At 34.1% G+C, this 24806-nt stretch carries 22 protein-coding genes, 1 pseudogene and 1 riboswitch; of the genes and pseudogenes, 19 read left to right on the forward strand and 4 right to left on the reverse strand.

Features of this window, described 5'->3' with window-relative positions; genetic code table 11:
• Positions 1-105 precede the first annotated feature (105 nt).
• Positions 106-192 (forward strand): annotated as a pseudogene (locus ACTJFD_RS07055) (IS6 family transposase); the annotation flags it as partial.
• Positions 193-275: 83 nt separating this feature from the next.
• Here the strand turns inward: ACTJFD_RS07055 and ACTJFD_RS07060 are convergent.
• Complete coding sequence (locus ACTJFD_RS07060) at positions 276-476, reverse strand: CsbD family protein (RefSeq protein ID WP_442260637.1); 201 nt, start codon at positions 474-476, stop codon at positions 276-278.
• A gap of 72 nt (positions 477-548) precedes the next feature.
• Positions 549-2045, reverse strand: coding sequence for a helix-turn-helix domain-containing protein (locus ACTJFD_RS07065; RefSeq protein WP_442260638.1), 1497 nt, complete (start codon positions 2043-2045; stop codon positions 549-551).
• Positions 2046-2427: 382 nt separating this feature from the next.
• Between ACTJFD_RS07065 and ACTJFD_RS07070 the strand changes: the two genes are divergently transcribed.
• Positions 2428-3939, forward strand: coding sequence for a UDP-N-acetylmuramoyl-L-alanyl-D-glutamate--L-lysine ligase (locus ACTJFD_RS07070; RefSeq protein ID WP_442260639.1), 1512 nt, complete (start codon positions 2428-2430; stop codon positions 3937-3939).
• Positions 3940-3992: 53 nt separating this feature from the next.
• On the opposite strand, the gene plsY is transcribed toward ACTJFD_RS07070, so the two are convergent.
• Positions 3993-4640, reverse strand: a complete 648-nt coding sequence (gene plsY / locus ACTJFD_RS07075; protein WP_442260640.1) for a glycerol-3-phosphate 1-O-acyltransferase PlsY — start codon at positions 4638-4640, stop codon at positions 3993-3995.
• 132 nt (positions 4641-4772) lie between these two features.
• Between plsY and ACTJFD_RS07080 the strand changes: the two genes are divergently transcribed.
• On the forward strand, positions 4773-5189 hold the full coding sequence (locus ACTJFD_RS07080; protein ID WP_442260641.1) for a CoA-binding protein: 417 nt from the start codon (positions 4773-4775) through the stop codon (positions 5187-5189).
• Positions 5190-5259: 70 nt separating this feature from the next.
• Here the strand turns inward: ACTJFD_RS07080 and ACTJFD_RS07085 are convergent, their stop codons facing one another.
• Positions 5260-6480: an MFS transporter gene (locus tag ACTJFD_RS07085; RefSeq protein ID WP_442260642.1), complete on the reverse strand. Its 1221-nt coding sequence runs from the start codon at positions 6478-6480 to the stop codon at positions 5260-5262.
• Positions 6481-6762: 282 nt separating this feature from the next.
• On the opposite strand from ACTJFD_RS07085, the gene parE reads away from it, so the two are divergent.
• The 16 genes from parE (at position 6763) to ACTJFD_RS07165 (ending at position 24801) form a co-directional block, all read left to right on the forward strand.
• Positions 6763-8760 (forward strand): DNA topoisomerase IV subunit B, encoded by a 1998-nt coding sequence (parE, locus tag ACTJFD_RS07090; protein WP_442260643.1) that lies wholly within the window; start codon positions 6763-6765, stop codon positions 8758-8760.
• A 28-nt stretch (positions 8761-8788) separates the two neighbouring features.
• Positions 8789-11218, forward strand: coding sequence for a DNA topoisomerase IV subunit A (gene parC / locus ACTJFD_RS07095; RefSeq protein WP_442260644.1), 2430 nt, complete (start codon positions 8789-8791; stop codon positions 11216-11218).
• 352 nt (positions 11219-11570) lie between these two features.
• The gene (gene pflB, locus ACTJFD_RS07100; protein WP_442260645.1) at positions 11571-13820 is read left to right on the forward strand and encodes a formate C-acetyltransferase; all 2250 of its coding nucleotides are present in this window, start codon (positions 11571-11573) and stop codon (positions 13818-13820) included.
• Positions 13821-13896: 76 nt separating this feature from the next.
• On the forward strand, positions 13897-14658 hold the full coding sequence (gene pflA / locus ACTJFD_RS07105) for a pyruvate formate-lyase-activating protein (protein ID WP_442260646.1): 762 nt from the start codon (positions 13897-13899) through the stop codon (positions 14656-14658).
• Positions 14659-14785: 127 nt separating this feature from the next.
• On the forward strand, positions 14786-15775 hold the full coding sequence (locus tag ACTJFD_RS07110) for a choloylglycine hydrolase family protein (protein WP_442260647.1): 990 nt from the start codon (positions 14786-14788) through the stop codon (positions 15773-15775).
• A riboswitch (guanidine-I (ykkC/yxkD leader) is annotated at positions 15774-15873 on the forward strand. It overlaps the preceding gene by 2 nt.
• Positions 15874-15937: 64 nt before the next feature.
• Positions 15938-16264 (forward strand): DMT family transporter, encoded by a 327-nt coding sequence (locus tag ACTJFD_RS07115; RefSeq protein ID WP_442260648.1) that lies wholly within the window; start codon positions 15938-15940, stop codon positions 16262-16264.
• Positions 16264-16581: a DMT family transporter gene (locus ACTJFD_RS07120; RefSeq protein ID WP_442260649.1), complete on the forward strand. Its 318-nt coding sequence runs from the start codon at positions 16264-16266 to the stop codon at positions 16579-16581. The genes ACTJFD_RS07115 and ACTJFD_RS07120 overlap by 1 nt, the downstream gene beginning before the upstream one ends.
• A 73-nt stretch (positions 16582-16654) precedes the next feature.
• On the forward strand, positions 16655-17581 hold the full coding sequence (locus ACTJFD_RS07125; protein WP_442260650.1) for a manganese-dependent inorganic pyrophosphatase: 927 nt from the start codon (positions 16655-16657) through the stop codon (positions 17579-17581).
• An 89-nt stretch (positions 17582-17670) separates the two neighbouring features.
• Positions 17671-18648: a DUF1803 domain-containing protein gene (locus tag ACTJFD_RS07130; protein WP_442260651.1), complete on the forward strand. Its 978-nt coding sequence runs from the start codon at positions 17671-17673 to the stop codon at positions 18646-18648.
• 74 nt (positions 18649-18722) lie between these two features.
• Positions 18723-19082 carry a thioredoxin family protein gene (locus ACTJFD_RS07135; RefSeq protein ID WP_442260652.1) on the forward strand — a complete coding sequence of 120 codons (360 nt, stop codon included), beginning with the start codon at positions 18723-18725 and terminating at the stop codon, positions 19080-19082.
• Positions 19079-19438, forward strand: coding sequence for a hypothetical protein (locus ACTJFD_RS07140; protein ID WP_442260653.1), 360 nt, complete (start codon positions 19079-19081; stop codon positions 19436-19438). The genes ACTJFD_RS07135 and ACTJFD_RS07140 overlap by 4 nt, the downstream gene beginning before the upstream one ends.
• Before the next feature lie 16 nt (positions 19439-19454).
• Positions 19455-20360: an RluA family pseudouridine synthase gene (locus tag ACTJFD_RS07145; RefSeq protein ID WP_442260654.1), complete on the forward strand. Its 906-nt coding sequence runs from the start codon at positions 19455-19457 to the stop codon at positions 20358-20360.
• A 227-nt stretch (positions 20361-20587) separates the two neighbouring features.
• Positions 20588-21127, forward strand: a complete 540-nt coding sequence (pyrR, locus tag ACTJFD_RS07150; protein WP_442260655.1) for a bifunctional pyr operon transcriptional regulator/uracil phosphoribosyltransferase PyrR — start codon at positions 20588-20590, stop codon at positions 21125-21127.
• 134 nt (positions 21128-21261) lie between these two features.
• On the forward strand, positions 21262-22557 hold the full coding sequence (locus tag ACTJFD_RS07155) for a solute carrier family 23 protein (protein WP_442260656.1): 1296 nt from the start codon (positions 21262-21264) through the stop codon (positions 22555-22557).
• A 27-nt stretch (positions 22558-22584) separates the two neighbouring features.
• A complete protein-coding gene (locus ACTJFD_RS07160) occupies positions 22585-23511 on the forward strand; it encodes an aspartate carbamoyltransferase catalytic subunit (RefSeq protein WP_442260657.1) in 927 nt (308 codons plus the stop codon).
• Between the two features lie 9 nt (positions 23512-23520).
• On the forward strand, positions 23521-24801 hold the full coding sequence (locus ACTJFD_RS07165; RefSeq protein ID WP_442260658.1) for a dihydroorotase: 1281 nt from the start codon (positions 23521-23523) through the stop codon (positions 24799-24801).
• Positions 24802-24806 lie beyond the last annotated feature (5 nt).

The raw sequence follows: 24806 nt of genomic DNA on the forward strand, positions 1-24806 counted from the left end.
TACTTAAATCATAACAGAAAGACGATATGTTTTTTATATCAAAAATAAAAATAGGGCTGATAAGAATTTAAAATTCTCATCAGTCCTATTTATTATAGAGCTAGAATTGAAACGATACATTTTCTATACAAAAAAAGCCGCAGAGACAGAAGTCTCTTTGGCTTTTCAGTGATTCATGAAATCAATTATTAGGGGTTCCAGCATAGTGTTGAAACAATTAAGTAAAAGTCTCTTTTTATTTTTAACTTTGCAACAGAACCGTTTTTTCTAATTTCTTAATCTTTTTTATTAAGCTTATCTTTAGCTTTTTCTGTTAATTCATTAGCGACGTCTTTGACATTTTCTTTAACTTCTTTAGCTTTTCCGATTCCTTGATCAACTAAACCTTCAGATTTTAACTCTTTATCACCTGTGATATCACCAGTTACTTCTTTTGCTTTACCTTTGATTTTGTCTGTAAAACCTTTGTCTGTCATAAAAATGTCCCCCTTGTTATTTATTTAAGACAAGTATAGCATGAGTTGTTTTAAAAACACAAAAAATAAGCTTTAAATAATATTTTTATGGGTAGCGAGTTGGTTTATTTTGGAAATAAGTTGTTCAAAAATATAGGGACAAAAAATAGAAGTGAGTAAAAACGTTTCCGTTTTTTCGTCATAAATATCAAGTGAATCAGTAATAATCAAGTCAGCCCTCTCAATATGATTTGTAAATTGAATCAAATCACTTGAAAAATAAGCTTTTAATTTTTTTTGAATTAAAAAGGAGTAAGAAACGTTCTTTGAAAAGTTTAATTTGATAGCTATTTTTTCTTGTTTATAAGATTTTAAAAGGTGTGAAAGGAAATGAACAAATCGAGAATAACTTTTTCGATTTGTAAAAATATCTTTTAAAAAACTTGTTTTCATTTCTTTTTCTATGAGTATCATAATTGTTTGTGTTTCAGTATCCGTGATAGAACCTCGTACGGAAGTTGGATATAGAGGGATTAAATTTCGAATATCAAACCAAATATCACCAACAATTAAGTGAATAACAAAGTAATAAACGAGATGATAGATTTGGATGAGAAAATCAGCATAACTAATATTCACATCTAACGCAGTTGAGCTTTTTTCGATAATCGTCGCTGCTAGTTGTACATATTCAGAATCATGTTCAAGTAGTTGCCTAGCAATATTTCGCTTTTCGTTATCTGTAACGTTGCTAGCTGAGTGCAAGTGAGTTAAAAAGCTAAAAGCCAATTGATCATTTTCAGTTTTTGGACTAGTTTCTTCAGATAGGAGTTTATTTTTAAATAAATTGAGAGAATGATTATTACACAAAATTATTTTTAAAATATCCTTTAAAGTATTAGAAAAATGAATATCAATCTCCTTATTATTTTTGACGCGAACATCGTTGATTAAGATAAACATTGCGATTGAATTCTTTCGAGAAGTTGACGGATAAAGAGTATTGAATTCTGCTTTATCTGATGAATCAGTGAGTTGAAAAGAACTAGGAACTTTTGTTTCAAAAGGCCATTCGATATTTTGATAAGTATCTTTTACAACATGGTATAGAAAAAGACGGATGTTAAGTTCATTACCATCGAAAAAATAAAAATTCTTTTCTCTTCTTAAGCGAAAAGAATATCGCGAAATCGCTCGATTTATTACTTTCACTAATTTTCTCAAATAAGATTCTGAAATAAAAAGTTTATCACAAACTTCTTGAGTGGATAATTGATAATAGTTGGCCAAAAGAACAAGAAGGTTGAATACAGGAGACTCTTTTAAATAATGTAATTGGATTTGATTAATAATCAATATTTTTTTTGAATCATAATGTTTATTAAAATAAATATCCCCTTTATGGTTTGATATAATCAGTTTTTCTGGATTATCTTTACTCATAAAGGTCTGGTTTAAGCGATTGATTCCTTCTTTAACTGTTCGTGTAGGAATATAAAGCAACTCGCTAAGTTCGATTAGTGACGTTTTATCAAAGTAGGATAAAAGATATAGAGTGTAAAGATCTTTCTCTTTTGTAAGTTTTAACATGTTAACCACCTTTTCATTACAAAACATGTGTAAGCTTATACATGTTTTGGGTCATGACAAAGTCATCGTTTAAATGCTATTATAACGAAGTATTCAAGATGTGTAAATCTTATACAAGGGGAAGTTAATTTTAAAAGTTAGTAAAAGTATTTTATTGATTTGATTTTAGCTTAACTAAATGGGGAATACTTAAAAATATTTAAGTAGTATGGGAAAGTTGAAAAATCTAACGATGATACATTAAAATTTAAAATTAATTTTTTATATTATGGGGGGATAGTCTGTTTAACAGACTATTTTTTTTTGCCTTTATTAAAAAGATAAAAATAGTTATAATGAAAGAAATAGAAAATATAAAGTGTTAAAGAATTGAGGCAATTGAATGACAATAACATTGAAAAAAATTGAAGAACTGTTACTTGAACATCACCTATTAAAAGAATTTATTACTAATAAGGAGTGGCATTATCACTTACCAATAACGAATCAGGTGATAACTGAACTGACCTATGACTCTCGTCAAGTTGCTACAGATAGTCTGCTTTTTTGCAAAGGGATTGGTTTTAAACAAGCCTTTTTAGAAGAAGCGATAAAAAATGGCTTATCTTTTTATGTTTCTGAAACCCCTTATGATGTGGATGGAAAACTTGGTATTATTGTAACAGACATCAAAAAAGCGATGTCTATTATTGCGATGGCTTTTTATAATTATCCACAAAAAGAGTTATTCTTAATCGGTTATACAGGAACCAAGGGGAAAACAACGTGTTCTTATTTTACAAAGTCTATTTTAGATAGAGCGACACATAAAAAAACAGCAATGTTATCTACAATGAATACAACGTTGGATGGTGTGACTTTTTTTAAATCTAAATTAACTACTCCAGAATCTTTAGATTTATTTAGAATGATGCGTGAATCTGTAGAAAATGGTATGACTCATTTTATTATGGAGGTATCTTCTCAAGCCTATAAAGTTCAACGTGTTTATAATTTATTATTTGATGTTGGTATCTTTTTAAATATTTCGCCGGATCATATTAGCCCAATTGAACATCCGACTTTTGATGATTATTTTTATTGTAAGCGACAACTTCTTTTAAATTCTAAACAAGTTGTTTTATTTAAAGAAACGGATTATTTTGATATTTTAGAAGAAATCCTTCAAACAAAGAAAATTCCTTATTTGACTTATAGTTCACATTCAAAAGAGGCTGATTACTATTGGAAAGAAGTTATAGGAAGACCACAAGCCTTTGTTGTTAACCCAACAAGAGAAGCGGGACCTAAAATAGCGGGAGAGTACGATGTTAGCTTGCGAGGGGACTTTAATAAAGATAATGCATTAGCAACTTTAATCGTTTCTTCATTAGCAGGGGCGACTTTAGAAGATTGTAAGCAAGGACTGGCCATTGCGGAGGTTCCAGGTCGCATGGATCATTTACAAACCCAGTCTGGAGTTGATATTTATGTTGATTATGCACATAATTTAATTAGCTTACAAAGTTTATTAACCTTTGCAAAGAAAGAACATCCCAAAGCGAAAATTATTACAGTAATTGGAAGTCCAGGTAACAAGGCCTTATCGCGTCGTAAGGATTTTGGAACCGTCCTTAGTGATTTAACAGACGTTGTCGTGTTGACAGCGGATGATCCTGATCGTGAAGACCCACAAAAAATAGCAAATGAAATTAGTGCTTCCATTACTAATATTAAAGTGGAGCAATCTTTTGAAATGGATCGAGAAGTAGCCATTCGACAGGCAATAGCGAAAGCTGAACCGGGTGATGTGGTGGTAGTTGCAGGAAAAGGACGAGATGCTTATCAAAGGATAAATGGAGAGTCGGCTCCTTACCAAGGTGATTACGAAATTGTGAGAAGAATGATAAAATAAAAAAACGAGACTGCTGATTAAAAAAGCAGTCTCGAAATATTAGGATGTCGTATTTAAGATTTATCTTTTTTGATTGATTTCCGATAGTTAAGACCAAAAGGAACTAAACTTTCAGACCCGTTTTTAATACGTTTAATATTATCACGATGACGATAGATAATAAAAATACTAATCAGAGTCGCTAAAATAGTTAGTAACCAATTTTGATGACTTAAAATGATTGGAAAAGTTAAAGGTAAAACAATCGTTGAGAGGGTAACGGCGACAGCGCTTATCATACTAGAAAGACTAACCATGCTGGTTATAAAAAGTAGAATAATAAATAAACTGAATGAATAAATAAAGAAAGTTGGGCTATAGGCTAACAGCATACCTGCGCTTGTAGCAACAGCTTTTCCTCCTTTAAACTTGCCGAAAATCGGAAAGGTATGCCCTAAAATGGCCGCAACACCAAACCATAAGGGATTGATTGATAAATTGAACCACAAGGGTAGAAGAGTAGCAATCGTACCTTTTAAAATATCTAAAATTAGAACAACGGTACCTGGCTTTTTTCCTAAAACCCGAAAAGTATTAGTTGTACCTGTATTGCCACTACCAAAATCACGGATATCTTTATGGTAAAAAATTTTACCTAACCAAACTCCAGATTGTATGGAACCTAGCATGTAAGCTAAAAAGAATAACAAGATGAGTTTCACAGGTGATACCTCCTTAAGGATACGCATCATTTTACCATGAATACTGAAAGACAACAATATGAAAACAAGCAGCTTGCAGAATTTTTAAAGAGCGTTTAAACTGAAGTAAGTAGAGCAATTGGAGGGAAAAAAATGATATTTAAAAATCCATCAGATGAAGTGATTCAAGGTTATTTGAAAGAAGCAAAAAATATTGCGATTGTAGGACTTAGCAACAAGGTTGACCGAACAAGTTATGAAATAGCTGAATTGTTACAACAAAAAGGATATCATATATTTCCAGTTAACCCTGTGTTGAAAGGTCAAAAAATATTGGGAGAGCCGGTCTATGGTTCCTTGAAAGAGATTGCTGAACCAATTGATATTGTTGATATTTTTAGGCGGAGTGAGTTTTTACCAGAAATAGCGAACGAATTTGTTCAAACAAACGCTAAAGTCTTTTGGGCTCAATTAGGCTTATCAAGTGAAGAGGCTGCGATCATTTTGACTCGACATGGTAAAGTGGATATTGTGATGGATCGTTGTATTAAAATAGAGTTAGATAAATAAAAAACGATGAGACTTGCTATGAGCTCTTTAAGTTAGAATTTTAATCTGACTTAAAGAGCTCATAGCAACTTTAGTCCATCGTTTTTTTTTTGTTTTTTGCTGGTTGTTTTTTTCTCATCAGTAGAATCGTTAGGCTGGTTAAACAACCGACGATGAAAAAATAAATAAATGCAGCAGAGAAACTATCGGTGAGATCAACCAAAAGACCAATGATAAGTTGGACGACAGCCCCACCTACAATTCCCCCTGTTGCAACACTAGCGTAGACTGGGGCAAATTGACTTCCTTCATACTGTTTCAGGGGAATTGACATGACGTTTACAAATGTTAAGGTTAAGAAAAAAGAAGCAATGCTTAATAAAATAATAAAAAAGGTCAAAGAGGCTTGAAAATAAGCAATTAAAAGACTACAGCTTCCAATTAGAGAAGAAAGAATAATGACATTCTCATCTTTGTCTTTAAAGAGTCGATGAACGACAACATTACCTAAAATCGCCCCCATTAACGAAGCCGCACCACTAATAGAACTGATAATACCAGCCTGCACCAAAGAGATTGAACGAACAGACACAAGATAGCTGGGTAGCCAACTACCAATGCCATAAAGAACGTTATTAATACAAAAGGCAGCTAAAACTAATAAATAAATATTAGGATCACGAATAAGTTTACGAATATAAATTTTTTCAGTTTCTTCTGGTTTTATTAATTTATTACGATCTTTTGGAATTGAAAAGAATAGAAAAACAGCAGTAACTAAAGCTAAAATCGTTAGGCTTTTATAAGCAAAACGCCAATCAAATCGTTCGATAATTGGAGGAAGTAGAAGTGGGCCTAATATGCCAGCAAAACCAGAAGCTGAAATCAAGATACCTTTGGCAGTGCTTCTTTTTTCAATGGGGAAATGAGTGACAATTTCTTTACTTGAAGCTGAAGCATATCCAGAATGGGCTAGCATGCCTGATAGTAACCGTGTGATTAATAAGAAAGTGATAGTATCTGAGAGTGAAAACAGATAATCAAAACCACCAATGGCCACTAGCGACCATAAGATAACAGCCCGCTCACCAACCCGATTAATCATGAAGCTCATGGGAATTTGAAATAAAGCATAACCGATAAAAAAGACACTCATGATTAGTCCTTGAGTTGATTCGGACATTGGGATGTCTTTATTAATTGAAACAATCGCAAAACCAACGGATAATTTGTCGATATATATAATAATATAGCCAATCAATAAAGCAAATAATAGGTAATTAGCTTTCTTAGAATAAATTTTATTTTCCATATCTAGCCCTCTTTTCATTCGTTAAAAACGACCCTTTTTTATATCATATAACGATTAATAAAAAAAGTACAGTTAAGACAGAGGTTAGAGAAAACTTTGAATATTTTGCTAATTTGTTATATGATAAAGCTGAGGTTAGAATTTGATAGAGAAGATTCAGCTTGTTTACCAAGTTGTTTTTTTTTGCCTATTTTAGGCTTTCAATCTTTTTTAATATGAAGTAAGATAATGAAAGTAGAAATGATTGCCTTTTTAAAGAGAACAGGTTAAAGGAGATTTTTTATGTCAAATAAAATCAATAAAAAATATGATGATGCGTCCATTCAAGTTTTAGAAGGATTGGAAGCCGTTAGAAAAAGACCAGGTATGTATATTGGTTCGACAGATTCTAAAGGACTTCATCATTTAGTTTTTGAAATTTTTGATAATGCGGTGGATGAAGCACTATCTGGTTATGGTGATGAGATAGATGTCATCATACACAAGGATAACAGTATCACTGTTCGTGATTATGGCCGAGGAATGCCGACAGGAACTCATAAATCAGGAAAACTAACGATGGAAGTTATTTTTACAATTCTTCATGCAGGTGGTAAATTTGGGCAAGGAGGATATAAAACTTCAGGAGGTTTACATGGGGTGGGTGCCAGTGTGGTTAATGCTTTATCAGCTTATCTAGGTGTAACCACTGTTCGTGATGGTGAGAAGGTTTCTATCGAATTTGAAAAAGGCGGACATCCTGTTGGTAAAGTCAAACGGAGTAAGGTTAACAAGGAACGTAATGGCTCATTAATTACATTTAAACCGGATGAAACGATTTTTTCAAATATTGTTTTCTCTTATGATATACTTGCTGAACGCTTGCGAGAATCAGCATTTTTACTTAAAGGGATTAAAGTAACTTTGCTTGATGAACGAACCGATCGTTCAGATGTTTTTCTTTATAATGAAGGAATTAAAGAATTTGTGGCCTATTTAAATGAAGGTAAGGATGCTTTAACTCCAATCTTTTATTTTGAAGGAGAAAAAGATGAAATCGAGGTTGAATTTGCCTGTGAGTACAATGACGGCTATTCTGAAAACACGTTATCTTTTGTTAATAATGTAAGAACAAAAGACGGTGGAACGCATGAAACAGGAATGAAGACCGCATTGACAAAATCATTCAATGATTATGCGCGTAATGTCAGTTTATTAAAAGAAAAAGATAAAAATTTAGAAGGTAGTGATTTCAGAGAAGGTTTAACTGCGATTATATCAGTTAAAATCCCTGAAAATTTACTTCAATTTGAAGGCCAAACTAAAGCAAAACTAGGCACGCCGATTGCTCGTTCAGCAGTAGAAACAGTGATTAGTGAACAACTTGGTTTCTTTTTACAAGAAAATAATGATATGGCACAAATGTTGATTAGGAAAGCGTTAAAAGCTCGAGAAGCTCGAGAAGCAGCACGTAAAGCTCGTGAAGATAGTCGAAATGGTAAAAAACGAAAGAAAAATGAAGGACTGTTGTCGGGAAAATTGACACCAGCACAATCTAAAAATCCTAAAAGAAATGAACTTTATTTAGTCGAAGGTGATTCTGCCGGCGGTTCAGCTAAATTAGGGCGTGACCGTAAATTTCAAGCGATTCTACCTTTGCGAGGAAAAGTGATTAATACTGAAAAAGCGAAATTAGCTGACATCATGAAAAATGAAGAAATTAATACAATGATTTATACAATTGGCGCTGGTGTTGGTGCTGATTTTGAAGTTGAAAATTGTAATTACGACAAGGTCATTATTATGACCGATGCTGATACCGATGGAGCGCATATTCAAGTGTTATTATTGACTTTTTTTTATCGTTATATGAAACCATTAGTTGAAGCTGGAAAAGTTTATATCGCTTTACCTCCTCTATATAAAGTTCAAAAAGGTGTCGGTAAAAAAGCAAAAATTGCTTATGCTTGGACCGATGAGGAATTAGCAGGAGTTACTGATGAGATGGGTAAGGGCTGTATGTTACAGCGTTACAAAGGGTTAGGTGAAATGAATGCAGACCAATTATGGGATACAACCATGGATCCGACAACACGGACGTTAATTCGCGTTAGAATCGATGATGCTCTAAAAGCTGAACGTAGAGTGACTACTTTAATGGGAGATAAGGTTGAACCTCGTCGTCGTTGGATTGAAGAAAATGTTCAATTTACAATGGAAGAAGAAGGTAGTTTATTAGAGAATCATGGCACGGATGAATCCGTCGCTAATTTTGAAGACATCAACTTATTTGATCATTAAAACTTGAGAATTAAGGAGCGAAAAATAAATGAGTGAACGCCAAAACATTCAAGAATTAACACTTGAAGAAGTGATGGGAGACCGATTTGGCCGCTATTCTAAATATATTATTCAAGATAGAGCTTTACCAGATATTCGAGATGGACTGAAACCAGTTCAACGTCGTATTTTGTATTCGATGAATAAAGATGGTAATACGAATGATAAAGCTTTTAGAAAGTCTGCCAAATCAGTTGGGAATATTATGGGTAACTATCATCCTCATGGCGATAGTAGTATCTATGAAGCGATGGTTCGAATGAGCCAAGATTGGAAGCTAAGAGAACCATTAATAGAAATGCATGGTAATAACGGGAGCATGGATGGCGATCCACCTGCTGCGATGCGTTATACAGAAGCTAGGCTTTCAAAAGTAAGTGAACAACTATTAACCGATATTGAAAAAGAAACGGTTGATTTTATTTGGAACTTTGATGATACTGAAAAAGAACCAACAGTCTTACCCGCAAAATATCCTAATCTTTTAGTAAATGGTTCAACTGGAATTTCAGCAGGTTATGCAACTGAAATCCCGACACACAACTTAGGTGAAGTGATTGATGGAACGATTTATTTAATTGATCACCCTACGGCTTCTTTGGATAAATTAATGGAGTTTATACCGGGTCCTGATTTTCCGACAGGTGGTATTTTACAAGGCAAAAAAGAATTGAAGAAAGCTTATGAAACGGGTAAAGGAAAAGTTAATTTACGTTCGATTACTTCAATTGAACCTCTAAAAGCAGGTCGTGAGCAAATCATTGTCACAGAATTACCTTATGAAGTTAATAAAGCAAATCTAGTGAAAAAAATAGATGAACTACGGTTAACCAAAAGAATTGAAGGGATTTCTGAGGTTCGAGATGAAAGTGACCGAACGGGTTTAAGAGTGGTTATCGAATTAAAAAAAGATGTTGATGCCAATGGTATTTTGAATTATTTATTAAAAAATACCGATTTACAAATTAATTATAATTTTAATATGGTGGCTATTCATAAATTAAGACCAGAACAAGTAGGACTTAAAGTCGTTTTACAAGCCTATGTTGAGCACCGAAAGAAAGTAATTAGTGCACGTAGTAAGTTTGAATTAAACAAGGCAATGAAACGATTACATCTTGTTTCCGGATTAATCAAAGCTTTGTCAATTCTAGATGAAGTGATTGTAGCAATTCGAGCAAGTAAAGACAAAAAAAATGCTAAGCAGAATTTAATTACTCAATTTGCTTTTAGTGAGGAACAGGCAGAGGCGATTGTTTCTTTACAACTTTATCGTTTAACGAACACCGATATTGTGGCTTTGGAAGCAGAAGCTGCTGAACTTACGAGCGCTATTGAAAAACTAAAATTAATTTTAGATAATGAAATTGAGTTGTTTAAGGTGATGAAATCTGAGCTCAGAGAGGTTAAAAAACAGTTTCAAACGCCTCGTTTAACTCAATTAGAAGATGAAATTGAAGAAATTACGATTGAAACAGCTGTTTTAATTCCACAGGAAGAAGTGATGGTGAGTATTACTCGTGAGGGATACATTAAACGTAGTAGTTTACGCTCATATAACGCTTCTAAGGAAGATAAGATTGAAATGAAAGACACAGATGGATTATTGTTTAGTGAGCAGCTAAATACACATGATCATCTTTATTTATTAACGACAAAAGGTAGTGTCATTTATCGTCCTGTCCATGAATTAGTTGATAAACGATGGAAAGAAGTGGGAGATCACCTTTCGTTAGCTATTTCTAATCTAGCTTCGGATGAACAAATCTTAAAAGTGTTAACCCTTAAATCTGAAGTTGAGTTAAGTGGCCAATTAGTTATTATGACAAAAAATGGGATGATAAAACAAACAGATTTAAAAGAGTTTGAACCATGGCGTACGTATCGTAGTCGCTCGACAATGATGATTAAATTGAAAAAAGAAGATGAGGTCATTGCCGTTTATCAAAAAGAAACGGATGAAAAACGAGATGTTTTATTAGTTTCAAATCGTGCTTTTGGTTTGTTATATGCACTTGAGGAAGTTCCAATAGTTGGAGCTAAAGCAGCTGGAGTTAAATCCATGAATCTTAAAGAAGGCGATTTTATCGTTTCAGGTTTTGTTTTCAAAAGAGGAGCCAAAGAAACTTTGACTGTTTTAACACAACGAGGAGCGATTAAAAGAATGGATGTTGGGCAATTAAGTAAATTAAGTCGTGCTAAGCGAGGCTTGATGGTTTTAAGAGAGCTTAAAACCAATCCACATCGTGTTCATACGAGTTTCTTGGGATCAGAAACAGAGTCATTTGAAGTGGTTACTGAAAACGAAAAAAGTTATTCTGTAATGATTAAGGAAATTCCAATTAATGATCGGGCATCCAACGGTTCTTATTTAATAGACGAAAAAGAAGATGGTGACATTTATCTTGTTATTAAATAAGATGTAATTCTTTCTTAAACCGAATAGACATCACATTAAACTGAGAATAATAAATTATTCTCAGTTTTTTTATTAAAATATTTTTTTCACTATCATAAATCTGTTATAGGACAAAGAGTGATAAAACGCTCTGTTATAGTACAGTTTTTATTGTTGCTTACATTGTGTTAGTTTTGTTTTTTTATGTTTATAAACTTGATAAATCAACCTTTGTACAGGATTGAGTGAAAAATCATTTAATTTTATTCTTTTTTCACTATAACACTTGCGCACTTCTGTTTTTGTGTTATAATGAGCATGTAAATAAGTAATTGACCTAAAAAACAAAGATCAATTTAGGAGGATCCTGAAAATGACAGAACAATGGAATGGATTTAAAGGCGAAAAATGGCGTACATCAGTAGATGTGAGAGATTTTATTCAACACAACTACACAGAATACAAAGGTGACGACAGTTTCTTAGAACCTGCTGCAGAAAGCACAGACAAACTATGGACTAAACTACAAGAATTATTTGAAGTACAACACGAAAAAAATGGTGTGTACGATATGGACAGCAATATTCCTGCAACTATTACTTCTCATGAACCTGGTTATTTAATCAAAGAAGAAGAAAAAATTGTTGGTTTACAAACTGATGTTCCTTTAAAACAAGCATTTATGCCATTTGGTGGTATTAACATGGCTAACAACGCTCTTGTTTCAAATGGTTACGAAATTGATGACGAAATGACAAAAATCTTTTCTGATTGGAGTAAAACTCATAACCAAGGTGTTTTTGATGCTTACACACCAGAAATGAGATCTGCTCGTAAAAATAAAATTATTACTGGTTTACCAGATGCATACGGTCGCGGTCGTATTATTGGTGACTATCGTCGTTTAGCATTATACGGAATGGATTTCTTGATTTCTGAAAAGAAAAAAGATTTATCAAATGTTGGAAACAAAGTGATGACTGATGATGTTATCCGTTTACGTGAAGAAGTTTCAGATCAAATTAAAGCTTTAAACCAAATTAAAGAAATGGCTACTTATTATGGCTTTGATATTGCAAGACCAGCAGCAAATGCTCAAGAAGCAATTCAATGGACATACTTTGGTTATTTAGCAGCCATCAAATCACAAAATGGAGCTGCAATGTCAATTGGCCGTATTTCAGCGTTCTTAGATGTTTATATCCAACGTGATTTAACAAATGGTGTTATTACTGAAAATGAAGCTCAAGAATTAATCGACCATTTAATCATGAAATTACGTATGGTTAAATTTGCTCGTACGCCAGAATACAATCAATTATTCTCTGGTTATCCAATTTGGGCAACTTTATCAATTGCAGGTATGGGCTTGGATGGCCGTTCATTAGTAACTAAAAATGATTTCCGTATTTTACATACTCTTGTAAACATGGGACCATCACCAGAACCAAACTTAACTGTTCTTTACTCATCTCGTTTACCAGAAGGATTCAGAACTTTTGCTTCTAAAATTGCAAAAGAAAGTTCTTCAATCCAATTTGAAAATGATGATTTATTGAGAGCTAACTGGGGTTCAGATGATTGTGCGATTGCTTGTTGTGTATCTGCAACAGTTGTTGGTAAAGACATGCAATTCTTTGGCGCTCGTGCCAACTTAGCTAAAGCTGTTCTTTATGCTATCAACGGTGGTGTTGATGAAAAAACTAAAGCACAAGTTGCACCAAAATATCGTCCAATTACATCAGATGTTTTAGAATTTGATGAGTTCATTGAACGCTATAAAGATATGATGGATTGGTTAGCAGAATTGTATGTTAATACATTAAATGTTATTCACTTTATGCATGATAAATATTCTTATGAAGCAGCACAATTAGGTTTCATGGATACTGACTTAAAACGTACGTTTGCAACTGGTATTGCAGGTATTTCTCATGCAACTGATAGTTTAATGGCTATTAAACATGGTAACGTTAAAGTTATTCGTGACGAAGATGGCTTAGCAGTAGATTATGAACCAACAAAAGAATTTCCAACTTATGGTAATGATAATGAAGAAGCAGATGCGATGGCAAACTGGATCTTAGATTACTTCATGACTCAAATTAAACGTCAACATACTTACCGTAACTCTACACCAACAACATCATTATTAACAATTACTTCTAATGTTGTTTACGGTAAAGCAACAGGTAATACACCAGATGGACGTCGTGCAGGTAAACCTTTAGCACCTGGTGCTAACCCAAGTTATCAAGACGGTAAATACTTAGGTGAAAAGAATGGTTTATTAGCATCATTAAATTCAACAGCTCGTTTAGACTATAAACATGCTTTAGATGGTATTTCAAATACTCAAACAATTAATCCTAACGGTCTAGGAAAAGACGATGAAACACGTATTGCTAACCTTAGAAACGTAATGGATGGTTACTTTGATAATGGTGGTTACCACTTAAACGTTAACGTCTTTACAACTGATTTATTATTAGATGCACAAGCTCATCCAGAAAAATATCCAAACCTTACTATTCGTGTTTCTGGTTATGCGGTTAAATTCCGTGACTTAACTCCAGAACAACAAGCAGACGTTATTTCACGTACTGCTCACGATAAAATGTAATTAAATAAAATATTAAGAAGAGGTGACTTGCGATTATTGAGTCGCCTCTTTTTTTAAAAGAATTGAGGGAAACGTCATGTCACAACCAGTAAAGGGTAGAATTCATTCAACAGAAAATTTTGGAACCGTAGATGGTCCAGGAGTTAGATTTATTGTATTCATGCAAGGCTGTAAAATGCGTTGCCAATTTTGTCATAATCCAGATACTTGGAAAATTGGCGGGGGCAGGGAAGTTACAACCGATGAAATCCTAGAAGAAGCTTTGCGTTTCAAAGGCTACTGGGGAGATAAAGGGGGGATCACGATAAGTGGTGGTGAACCTTTACTTCAACCAGAGTTTTTAACGGATCTTTTCAAAAAAGCTAAAGAGCATGGCATCCATACAACGATTGATACTTGTGGTCGTCCATTTACTTATGAAGAGCCTTTCTTCAGTCAATTCAATGAACTAATGAAATATACTGATTTACTGTTATTTGATTTGAAACATATTGATAATCAAGGTCATAAAGAATTAACAATGAATCCAAATGATAGTATTTTAGAAATGGCTCATTACTTATCTGAAATTGATAAACCAGTCTGGGTAAGACATGTCCTTGTTCCTGAAAGAACAGATTATGATGAATACTTAATTCGTTTAGATGATTTTATTAAAACGTTGAAAAATGTTGATAAAGTAGAAGTTTTACCTTATCATACAATGGGAATTTTCAAGTGGGAGGATATGGGCTTAGACTATCCATTGGTAGGGATCGATCCTCCAACGCAAGAACGTGTTGATAATGCTAAAAAATTATTGCATGTTGACGAATATCAAAAATATTTGACTAGATAAAAAAGAACCTTAACCATTTTTTGTAGTGTATTTGAACGGCTGCAAAACAAGTGGTTAAGGTTTTTTTTAGCATACAAAACAATAAAGGTGTATAATATGAACATCATGAAATTAAGGAGTGTTTAAAATGTGTACAAGTATTTTTGTAACATCTAAAACGAAACAACATTATTTAGCACGAACGATGGATTTTGTATTTCCACTAGAGGCTACGCCTATATTTATTCCTCGAGGATATGTTTGGAAATCATTATCAGGTGAAGAACATACCAGTCAATACGCTTTTATCGGAAGTGGAAGTGCTGCAGAAGCAAAATATTTGTTAGCAGACGGGATTAATGAAAAAGGGGTTTCGATTGCTGAACTTTATTTTTCAGGAGAAGCAAGATATCAAGATGAATTAATAAAAGATAAGATAAACTTGGCTCCTCATGAATTTATTACTTGGTTATTAGGTGACATCGCAAGTATTACTGATTTACGTCATAAGATAAATGATATTTGCTTGCAAAATATACCAAATAAAATGATAAACACTACTGTACCGTTACATTATATCGTTTCTGATGTAAGTGGTGAATCCATTGTTTTAGAATCTGATAATTCAGAAGGAATTTTAAAAATAAAAGAAAATAGCTTAGGCGTAATGGCAAATAGTCCGGAGCTAGAGTGGCATTTAAAGAATGCGCGGAATTATTTAGGGTTAGATAATCATGCGATGTTGTCACGAGAGGTGGATCAATTTGATTTACTACCGACAGGTTTGAGTTCTGGAACATTTGGGTTACCTGGAGGCTTTACCTCTTCAGAACGTTTCATTAGAGCTGTCTATTTGAGACATGTGATGTTATGGGAAGGGGATGAAGCGGAAGTAGTGAACCAGATTATTCATTTATTAGATAATGTTTCCGTCCCTAAAGGAGCTGTAAAAAATAACCAAGGTGAATGTGATTATAGTCAGTACAAAGCTGTTTTCAATAATAATGAGTTAATCTACTATCATCAACCCTACTCAACACATGTCATTTCTAAAATTGATTTAAAACAGCTAGTTGACAATAAGGAAGTTAAAGTTTACAATGTATTGAAAATCAATGAGTTTTCAGAAATAGAATAATTGTGCTTTCTAGGGTTCCGAGGTCTTCGACTTGTCTGGTCCGAGAGAAAGGCCATGGTCTTTTGACTATGTCACGGAAGGATAAAAGCCTGGGAGATGTTTGAGTAATCAATCATTTCTTAGGTTTTTTATATTCTATTTCTAAATGAAAGGAGAAATATGATGAAAAACCCATGGATACAGGTCGTTATTGCAGCGCTTTTTGAAGTCAGTTGGGTCATCGGGTTGAAGCACGCTGATTCAATTTTAGAATGGGGAGTGACGTTAGTCGCTATTTTTATGAGTTTTTATTTGATGATTAAAGCTGGTGAAAAGATACCAGTAGGAACCGTTTACGCTGTTTTTGTAGGTCTTGGAACGGTAGGAACTGTTATTGTAGGTGCTGCTCTTTTTGGAGAAAACCTCACACTTGCTAAGTTGTTTTTTATTATTTTATTAATGATAGGTGTTGTTGGTTTGAAAACATCGACTAAAGAAGGAGTTGATTAATGATGGCCTGGGTGAGTTTAGTTTTAGCAGGAATTTTTGAGATGTTTGGTGTGAATGCCATTAATACCTATTTAAAAAATAAAACAAGGGCAAATATTATTAAATTGATTGCTTTTTTTGTCGCAAGTTTTTTACTGTTAAGTTTTGCTATGAAAAGTTTACCAATGAGTACAGCTTATGCTATTTGGACGGGGATTGGTGCGTCAGGAGGCGCTGTCTTGGGGATTATTATTTACGGAGAACCGAGAAATATTAAAAGACTTTTTTTTATTAGTTTGATTTTAATTTCAGCAATTGGATTAAAAATTATTTCATAAACTGGCTAATATGAGGAGATTTTTTATGTTATAATACACCATATGGAATGATTATATATTGGAGGAATATGTTATGACAAAGGTTTTAATTTTTGGTCATCAAAATCCAGATACGGATGCTATTACATCTGCGATTTCATTTGCTTACTTACAAAAAAAATTAGGCGTGAATGCAGAAGCAGTGGCTTTAGGTAAAGTTAATGAAGAAACGGCCTATGCACTGAATTATTTTGAAGTTGAGGCGCCTCGTATAGTAACAACGGTAGCGAATGAAACAGATAAAGTAATGTTAGTTGATCATAATGAAGTACAACAAAGCGCACTTGATATTAAAGATGTTGAAGTATTAGCAGTGGTTGATCATCATCGGATTGCTAATTTTGAAACAGCGAATCCTTTGTACTATCGTGCAGAGCCAGTGGGATGTACAAATACTATTATTTTAAAATTGTATAAAGAAAAAGGAATTTCAATTCCTCAAAAAATTGCCGGCCTAATGCTATCAGCAATTATTTCAGACTCTTTATTATTTAAATCACCAACTTGTACAACTGAAGATATAACAGCTGCTAAAGAATTAGCAGTAATAGCAGGTGTTGATTTAGAAGAATATGGTTTAGAAATGCTAAAAGCCGGAACGAACCTAGCAGATAAATCAAGTGAGGAATTAATTGATGCCGATGCTAAAAGTTTTCCAATGGGCGGTAAAAACGTTCGAATTGGTCAAGTAAATACGGTAGATGTTCAAGAAGTATTGGCCCGTCAAGCGGACTTAGAACGAGCGATGTTAGAAGCAAATACAGCGAATGGCTACGATTTATTTATTCTAGTTATTACGAATATCTTAGATAGTGATTCTGTTGCACTTGTCATTGGAGAATCAAAAGATAAGGTAGAAGCAGCATTTAATGTCACGTTAGAAAATAATATTGCTTTGTTAAAAGGTGTCGTATCACGTAAAAAACAAGTGGTACCACCATTAACGAATGCATTTAATTAAATTTTTTGATTGAAGCGATAAGGCTGATAAGATAAACTTACAGCCTTATCTTTGTGTTTTAATCTCTTTTTGAAAGGAGGAAAAAGGTAATGTTAATTTTAAATACACTTCTTTTTAATCCCAAATTGATGAGTTATACTCAAAATGAAAATTTTATCCCAATTTGTACATTTTTATCAGATCATCAGGATTGTACACTACGAGAAATGAAACAAGCCTTTCCATTATTTGATAATATGGAGAAATTTATAGACCCTTTGATTACTGCAGAAATTATTCAACGTCACCACGGAAGGTATCGTTTAAAACAGGCTAAACTATCGGTCGATTTGCAAGAAAGCATTGTTAAAGAAGTGAAGATACTGTGTGAACAATCCTCATCTCATTTTAAAAACTGGCTTGAAGAGAACGACTATTTTTCTAGTCTTGAGTGCAACGAAACAAAAGTTTTTGCTTTCGTTTTGGCTTTAGCAGAAGCCTTGATTTCTGAAGAACCATTTTATTTTTTTGAACAATCCTCACACCTCGACCGTTGGCAAGATTATCCTTTACAATTAAAAATGATGCAAGGGCATCGGGATAAATGGTTAACACTGGATACTTTCAATCCAAATTATCAAGCGAGCGTTGTTGATTATTTCAATTTATTGAAACTACCTAATTATGTCTTACCGAAAGAATTACAGCTTGTTTATCAAAGAATAGGGGATGTTAATCCTCACTATTTTTTAGAATATACAGAACGAAAATTAAGACGGTTATTTAAAAATAAAAAAGTGCCAACGACAACTCCAGATATATTCATGACCGCTTTGTTTGAAATGGGGTATGTTAAAATTAAAAATGAAGAATATCAGCCTCATCTTTTAAAACTTAATTCAAAAGAACTTTGGACAAAACCAAGTTTTTTAAATAAATTTGAAAAAACATGGCAAACTATTTATTCTGATCAGATAAGCTTAGGAGCTTGGAATTTTATGGTTACTTATTGCTTGTATGACTACTTTAAAAGAACATTTGATATTGGAGTAGTAACCAAACGGCATGCTTTATACGCTGACCTTTAGTTATGGGCAAAAACATTGGTATTTTGACTTTTATTCATTACAATAAGTGTAAGAAATAAAAAAGGTGGTCTATCATGTTTAAACAAATTAAAAAAATTGAAGAAGTGAAGAATGAAATCAAAAATAATCCGTTGGTATTTGCTTATTTTGGACAGCCAAACTGTAGTGTGTGTCACGGATTAAAACCACAAGTAGAAAAAAAGTTTGCAAATTTAGAAGAAGAAGTGACGTTTATTGAAATCAATACACTTGAAACACCGGAAGTTGCTGGCGAATATCAAGTAATGACGGTTCCAGTTATTTTACTCTTTGTTGAGGGACAGGAATATTTACGTCGGGCAAGAATTATCCCTTTACAAGATTTAGAAGATAATGTTTTAAAAATAGTGAAGGGTTACTTGAGTCTAAATGAAGAAGAAGAGGTAAGTAAATGAAAAAATTTATATCAGTACTAATTATTGTTTTAGTTATTGCTGGGGGCGGTTACTTTTACTATACTGAAGTGATGAAAACAAAAGCACCGGATAAAATTGCCACTAATACTGGGACAACGACAGTAAAAAAAGAGGTTTTAAAAGAACGAACTGAGGAAGTTAAGAAAGTTAAAGAAAAATTTTCTTATGAAGAAACTTTTGAGTCATGGGATTCTCTAGATGGTTTACTAAATGATGATGGTAGTTATACCGTTTCTAAATATCCAGATAAAAAATTATACTTAGTGATGGCAACTCAGCAAGAAGATGAAAAAATAATTGCCGTTTTTAATGACCAACCGTTGAATAAAAAATAAGCTAGGAGCTTACTGAATGAATAAATTAAACTATGAAGTGAATGAACAAAAAGGCCGAATTGATAAAGTTTTAAGTCAGGTTTATCCAGCGCATTCCCGGTCACAAATTCAAAATTGGTTAAAAGATAGCCATGTCTTTGTTAATGGAGAAGTGGTTAAAGCAAACTATAAAGTCAAACAAGGTGATAAAATTGAAATCGAAATTCCAGAAGTCAAGGAATTAGAGGTTGTTGCTCAAAATATCCCTCTCGATATTGTATTTGAAGATGATGATATTATCGTAGTCAACAAATCTCAAGGAATGGTTGTTCATCCTTCGGCAGGGCATCCTGATCATACATTAGTGAATGGGTTACTTTACCATTCGAAAAATTTATCTGGGATAAATGATGTTATCAGACCAGGTATTGTTCATCGAATCGATAAAGATACATCCGGTTTATTAATGGTTGCTAAGAACGATCAAGCGCATGAATTTTTATCTGAGCAGTTAAAATCACGCAAAGCTTTGAGAAAATATGTTGCCTTAGTGCATGGCGTAATTCCTCATGAAAAAGGTACGATTGAGGCACCCATCGGTCGTAGTAAAGAAAATCGCCAAAAACAAGCGGTAATAGAGGGTGGTAAGCCAGCGGTGACGCATTTTACCGTTTTAGAACGCTTTGATGAGTTTACATTAATCGAATGTCAGTTAGAAACTGGACGTACTCATCAAATCAGAGTTCATCTCAATTATATTGGCTACCCAATCGCCGGGGATCCGATGTATGGCCCTCGTAAAACATTAGAGGGTAATGGTCAATTCTTACATGCTCAAACGATTGGTTTTGAACATCCAAAAACGCATAAAGAACTGTTGTTTAGTTCTAAACTTCCTGAAATTTTTGAAAATCAATTGAATTTACTTCGCGAAATAGATTGATTTTTTTATAAAAATAAGTTAAAGTACAAGTAGTTGAATATAAGAGTCCTTTAAAACTAGTCCAGAGAGGCTAAGAAGGTATCCGTAGAAAGTGATAATATGTAATTTAAGATAATCTAGAGTTATCGTTATGTAATGTCACGCTTAATTTTTGTAGATACACTCCTGCCTTTCTTTGAAGAGGTAGGAGTTTTTTATTGCTCTTTAATTAAGAAAGGAGAAACATCATGAAAGAGAAAGAAATTATTGATGCAATGACAATGAAGCGTACGCTTACCCGCTTAAGTTATGAAATTATTGAGCGTAATAAGGGCATTGATAACCTTGTTCTTATCGGAATTAAGACAAGAGGTATTTTTCTAGCTCGTCGAATGAGTGAACGTTTAAAAGAATTAGAAGGATATGAAGTTCCAGTAGGTGAGATAGATATCACACTTTATCGTGATGACCACCATTTCTCAGAAGCACAAGAACCTGAAGTTCATTCATCAAGTGTTCCCTTTCCAATTGACGGGAAAGAAGTCATTCTCGTTGATGACGTTATTTTTACCGGTCGAACCATCCGTGCGGCATTAGATGCCATTATGGATATTGGTCGACCAGATAAAATATCATTAGCTGTTTTAGTGGATCGCGGTCACCGAGAGTTACCGATCCGTCCTGATTATGTTGGTAAAAATATCCCAACTTCAAAGTCTGAACAAGTCATTGTGCGGATGGTAGAAGTTGATCAAGTCGATACTATTCGTTTGAAAGCACAAATTTAATACGCTTTTTAATCCAGTCCAGAGAGACTAGAAAGAGCAAATAAGTTATTCAATTTTTTAAAATTGGCTGAGTGTAACTTATTGCGCCTCATTTCTAGTGAAATGAGGCGTTTTTTTGAAAAGGAGAGGGAAAAATGACAGAAAAAAAGTTTAGAAATCCAGATGTGGTACTTGATATTCATGATAGACCGCAGGGGTTAAAGTGGTTAGGGTTAAGTTTACAACATCTATTTACAATGTTTGGAGCCACGGTTCTTGTTCCGATTTTAGTGGGGATAAATCCAGGTATTGCACTGTTTAGTTCAGGTTTAGGTACTTTAGTTTATCTTTTTGTAACGAAAGGGAAAATACCTGCTTACCTTGGAAGTAGTTTTGCTTTTATTGCTGCGATGCAAATGTTGATGAAAGAACAGGGTTATCCTGCTATTGCATTAGGAGCATTAACCACAGGGATTGTTTACTTGATTGTTTCTTTAATTGTCAAAAGGAGTGGGTCTGGATGGTTAGACCGCTTATTACCTCCGATTGTTGTTGGACCAGTGGTAATGGTTATTGGGCTGGGCCTCGCTGCAAATGCCGCAAATCAGGCAATGTTTGAAACACTCGCCAATGGACAAGAGCTTTACAATGTTAAGTATATAGCTGTTGCGCTGATAACATTAGCCTTAACCATTTTTTTCAATATGTATTTAAAAGGTTTCTTGGGTTTGATCCCAATCTTATTGGGAATTGTGTGTGGTTATCTGATTGGGTTACTTTTTGGGATTGTTGATACACAACCAATCCTTGATGCACCATGGTTCGCTTTACCAGATTTTCAAACGCCATTTATTACTTATCAGCCTAAATTTTACTTGACGGCGGTACTTACGATGGCGCCAATCGCTTTTGTAACAATGACGGAGCATATTGGTCACTTAATGGTTTTAAATAAATTAACGAAGCGAAATTTCTATGAAAATCCCGGCTTGCATAAAACGCTGATGGGTGATGGGTTGGCACAAATAGTTGCTGGTTTAGTAGGAGGACCTCCTGTTACGAGCTACGGTGAAAATATTGGTGTCTTAGCAATCACTCGTGTTCATAGTGTTTTCGTGATTGGAGGAGCTGCAACGTTAGCCATGGTTTTGGGCTTTGTTGGTAAACTTACAGCGATTATTCAAAGTATCCCTGGCCCAGTGATTGCTGGAATTAGTTTTATCTTATTTGGAGTTATCGCTTCAAGTGGGCTTAAAATTTTGATTGATAATCAAATTGATTTCAATCAAAAACGTAATCTTTTAATTGCTTCTGTCATCTTAGTCGTTGGGATTGGTGGTTTAACTTTCCAAGCAGGTCCAGTAGCGGTATCAGGAATGGCTTTAGCGGCTCTGTTCGGAATTGTTCTGAATGTAGTTTTACCCCAGAAAGCAAAAAGTGAAGAAGAATAACTAGACAAAATAGGAAGGGTGACATCAATGATTATCACATCAGAACAAATTAGTTTAAAACATCTTTTAACAGCAGAGGCATTAAGTGATCAAGAAGTGATGGGATTAATTCATCGTGCACAGGCATTTAAACAAGGTGAAAAACCAAATCTAGATCAACAACAATACTTTGTGGCAAATTTATTTTTTGAAAATAGTACCCGAACGCATAAAAGTTTTGAAGTTGCTGAAAAGAAAATGGGCATTGATGTGATAGAGTTTGATGCCAAGACAAGCTCTGTTAGTAAAGGCGAGTCACTCTATGATACGGTTTTAACAATGTCAGCAATTGGGACACATGCCTGTGTCATCCGTCATTGGCAAGAAGATTACTATAACGAATTGATTGAGAGTAAAACAATAACAACTTCAATTATTAATGGAGGTGATGGTAGTGGTAATCACCCTACCCAATGTTTATTAGATTTACTGACAATTTATGAAGAATTTGGTCATTTTGATAATCTTAAGATTGCGATTTGTGGTGATTTAACTCATTCACGGGTAGCAAATTCTAATATGAAAATGTTAAAACGCTTAGGAGCCACGTTGTATTTTTGTGGTCCGGAAGAATGGTATAACAAAAAATATGAAGCGTATGGCACTTTCATTCCGTTAGAGGCTGTGATTGATAAGGTGGATGTCATGATGATGCTACGAGTTCAGCATGAAAGACATGATGATGATTCACAATTTTCAAAAGAAAATTATCACCAAGAGTATGGATTAACGGTTGAACGAGCAAAAAAAATGAAAGAAGGAGCCATTATAATGCATCCAGCTCCGGTCAACCGAGATGTTGAATTGGCGGATGAGTTGGTCGAATGCTATCAATCAAGGATTACTCAACAAATGACAAATGGTGTTTTTATTCGAATGGCGATATTAGAAGCAATTTTACATGGAAAGGCCTAGGTGAGCTAAATGGATATTTTGGTCAAAAACGGGAAAATTGTCACTCAACAAAATAAATTAGTTGAAACAGATTTATGGATAAAGGATGATAAAATTCAAGGTATTGGTCGATTTACAGAGTTGGAACAAGGGATGGACGAAGTGATTGATGCTAAGGGAAACTTGATACTTCCAGGATTTGTCGATGTCCATGTCCATTTTCGAGAACCAGGATTTGAATATAAGGAAACGGTACAAACAGGAAGCCGTTCTGCTGCAAAAGGTGGTTTTACTACTGTCTGCGCAATGCCCAACTTAAATCCGGTTCCCGATAATGTTGAAAATTTTGAAAAAGTTGACAAGATAATTGAAAAAGATGCCATTATTAAGGTTTTACAATATGCGTCAATAACCAGTGGATTAAGAAGTGAAGAACTTGTTGATTTTAAAGCGTTAAAAACAGCAGGAGCCTTTGCATTTACCAATGATGGTGTCGGAGTTCAAACAGCCGGTACCATGTATCTTGCGATGCAGGCTTGTGCGAGCTTAAACGTCCCACTAGTTGCTCATACAGAAGATGAATCGCTTCTTTTTGGAGGAGTCATGCATCTCGGTGATGTTTCTGATAAGTTGGGGTTACCTGGGATTATGGGTGCCACCGAGTCTTCTCAGATTGCTCGTGATGTTTTATTAGCAAAAGAAACAGGCGTTCATTACCATGTTTGTCATGTGTCAACAAAAGAAAGTGTTGAAATTATTCGTCATGCTAAGAAAAATGGGATTAAAGTAACGTGTGAGGTTTGCCCACATCATCTGATTTTGAATGATACTAGCATTACTTGTGATCATGGGTACTTTAAGATGAACCCACCTTTAAGAGCAGAAACTGATCGCCGAGCATTGATTGAAGGCTTGAAAGATGGCACCATTGATTGTATTGCTACGGATCATGCCCCGCATAGCCATGAAGAAAAAAATCAAAGTATGTTACACGCACCGTTTGGAATTATTGGTAGCGAAACCGCTTTTCCTCTAATGTATACTCATTTTGTTGAAACAGGAATTTTTACTTTAGCCGAAATCGTCTATTGGTTATCCGAAGCACCAGCAAAAATTTTTAATTTAGACGTAGGAACGTTGATGATTGGTAAATCTGCAGATTTTACGTTGATTGATATTAATGAATCTTTTGAAATTCAAGATGATTTTGAATCAAAATCAAATAATACTCCTTTTATTGGTGAAAAGGTAAAAGGGATGGTATTAGCTACTTTTGTGAATGGTGAAAAAGTCTGGTCAAAAAATAACTAGAGGGA

Origin of the sequence: Vagococcus sp. (assembly GCF_052102835.1) — a bacterium.
Lineage (GTDB): Bacteria > Bacillota > Bacilli > Lactobacillales > Vagococcaceae > Vagococcus.

Bases quoted from the DNA above. Each gene is read 5' to 3' on its own strand.
- ACTJFD_RS07060 (WP_442260637.1), bottom strand. From the start codon at position 476: ATGACAGACAAAGGTTTTACAGACAAAATCAAAGGTAAAGCAAAAGAA.
- ACTJFD_RS07065 (WP_442260638.1), bottom strand. From the start codon at position 2,045: ATGTTAAAACTTACAAAAGAGAAAGATCTTTACACTCTATATCTTTTA.
- ACTJFD_RS07070 (WP_442260639.1), top strand. From the start codon at position 2,428: ATGACAATAACATTGAAAAAAATTGAAGAACTGTTACTTGAACATCAC.
- ACTJFD_RS07080 (WP_442260641.1), top strand. From the start codon at position 4,773: ATGATATTTAAAAATCCATCAGATGAAGTGATTCAAGGTTATTTGAAA.
- ACTJFD_RS07085 (WP_442260642.1), bottom strand. From the start codon at position 6,480: ATGGAAAATAAAATTTATTCTAAGAAAGCTAATTACCTATTATTTGCT.
- parE (WP_442260643.1), top strand. From the start codon at position 6,763: ATGTCAAATAAAATCAATAAAAAATATGATGATGCGTCCATTCAAGTT.
- parC (WP_442260644.1), top strand. From the start codon at position 8,789: ATGAGTGAACGCCAAAACATTCAAGAATTAACACTTGAAGAAGTGATG.
- pflB (WP_442260645.1), top strand. From the start codon at position 11,571: ATGACAGAACAATGGAATGGATTTAAAGGCGAAAAATGGCGTACATCA.
- pflA (WP_442260646.1), top strand. From the start codon at position 13,897: ATGTCACAACCAGTAAAGGGTAGAATTCATTCAACAGAAAATTTTGGA.
- ACTJFD_RS07110 (WP_442260647.1), top strand. From the start codon at position 14,786: ATGTGTACAAGTATTTTTGTAACATCTAAAACGAAACAACATTATTTA.
- ACTJFD_RS07115 (WP_442260648.1), top strand. From the start codon at position 15,938: ATGAAAAACCCATGGATACAGGTCGTTATTGCAGCGCTTTTTGAAGTC.
- ACTJFD_RS07120 (WP_442260649.1), top strand. From the start codon at position 16,264: ATGATGGCCTGGGTGAGTTTAGTTTTAGCAGGAATTTTTGAGATGTTT.
- ACTJFD_RS07125 (WP_442260650.1), top strand. From the start codon at position 16,655: ATGACAAAGGTTTTAATTTTTGGTCATCAAAATCCAGATACGGATGCT.
- ACTJFD_RS07130 (WP_442260651.1), top strand. From the start codon at position 17,671: ATGTTAATTTTAAATACACTTCTTTTTAATCCCAAATTGATGAGTTAT.
- ACTJFD_RS07135 (WP_442260652.1), top strand. From the start codon at position 18,723: ATGTTTAAACAAATTAAAAAAATTGAAGAAGTGAAGAATGAAATCAAA.
- ACTJFD_RS07140 (WP_442260653.1), top strand. From the start codon at position 19,079: ATGAAAAAATTTATATCAGTACTAATTATTGTTTTAGTTATTGCTGGG.
- ACTJFD_RS07145 (WP_442260654.1), top strand. From the start codon at position 19,455: ATGAATAAATTAAACTATGAAGTGAATGAACAAAAAGGCCGAATTGAT.
- pyrR (WP_442260655.1), top strand. From the start codon at position 20,588: ATGAAAGAGAAAGAAATTATTGATGCAATGACAATGAAGCGTACGCTT.
- ACTJFD_RS07155 (WP_442260656.1), top strand. From the start codon at position 21,262: ATGACAGAAAAAAAGTTTAGAAATCCAGATGTGGTACTTGATATTCAT.
- ACTJFD_RS07160 (WP_442260657.1), top strand. From the start codon at position 22,585: ATGATTATCACATCAGAACAAATTAGTTTAAAACATCTTTTAACAGCA.
- ACTJFD_RS07165 (WP_442260658.1), top strand. From the start codon at position 23,521: ATGGATATTTTGGTCAAAAACGGGAAAATTGTCACTCAACAAAATAAA.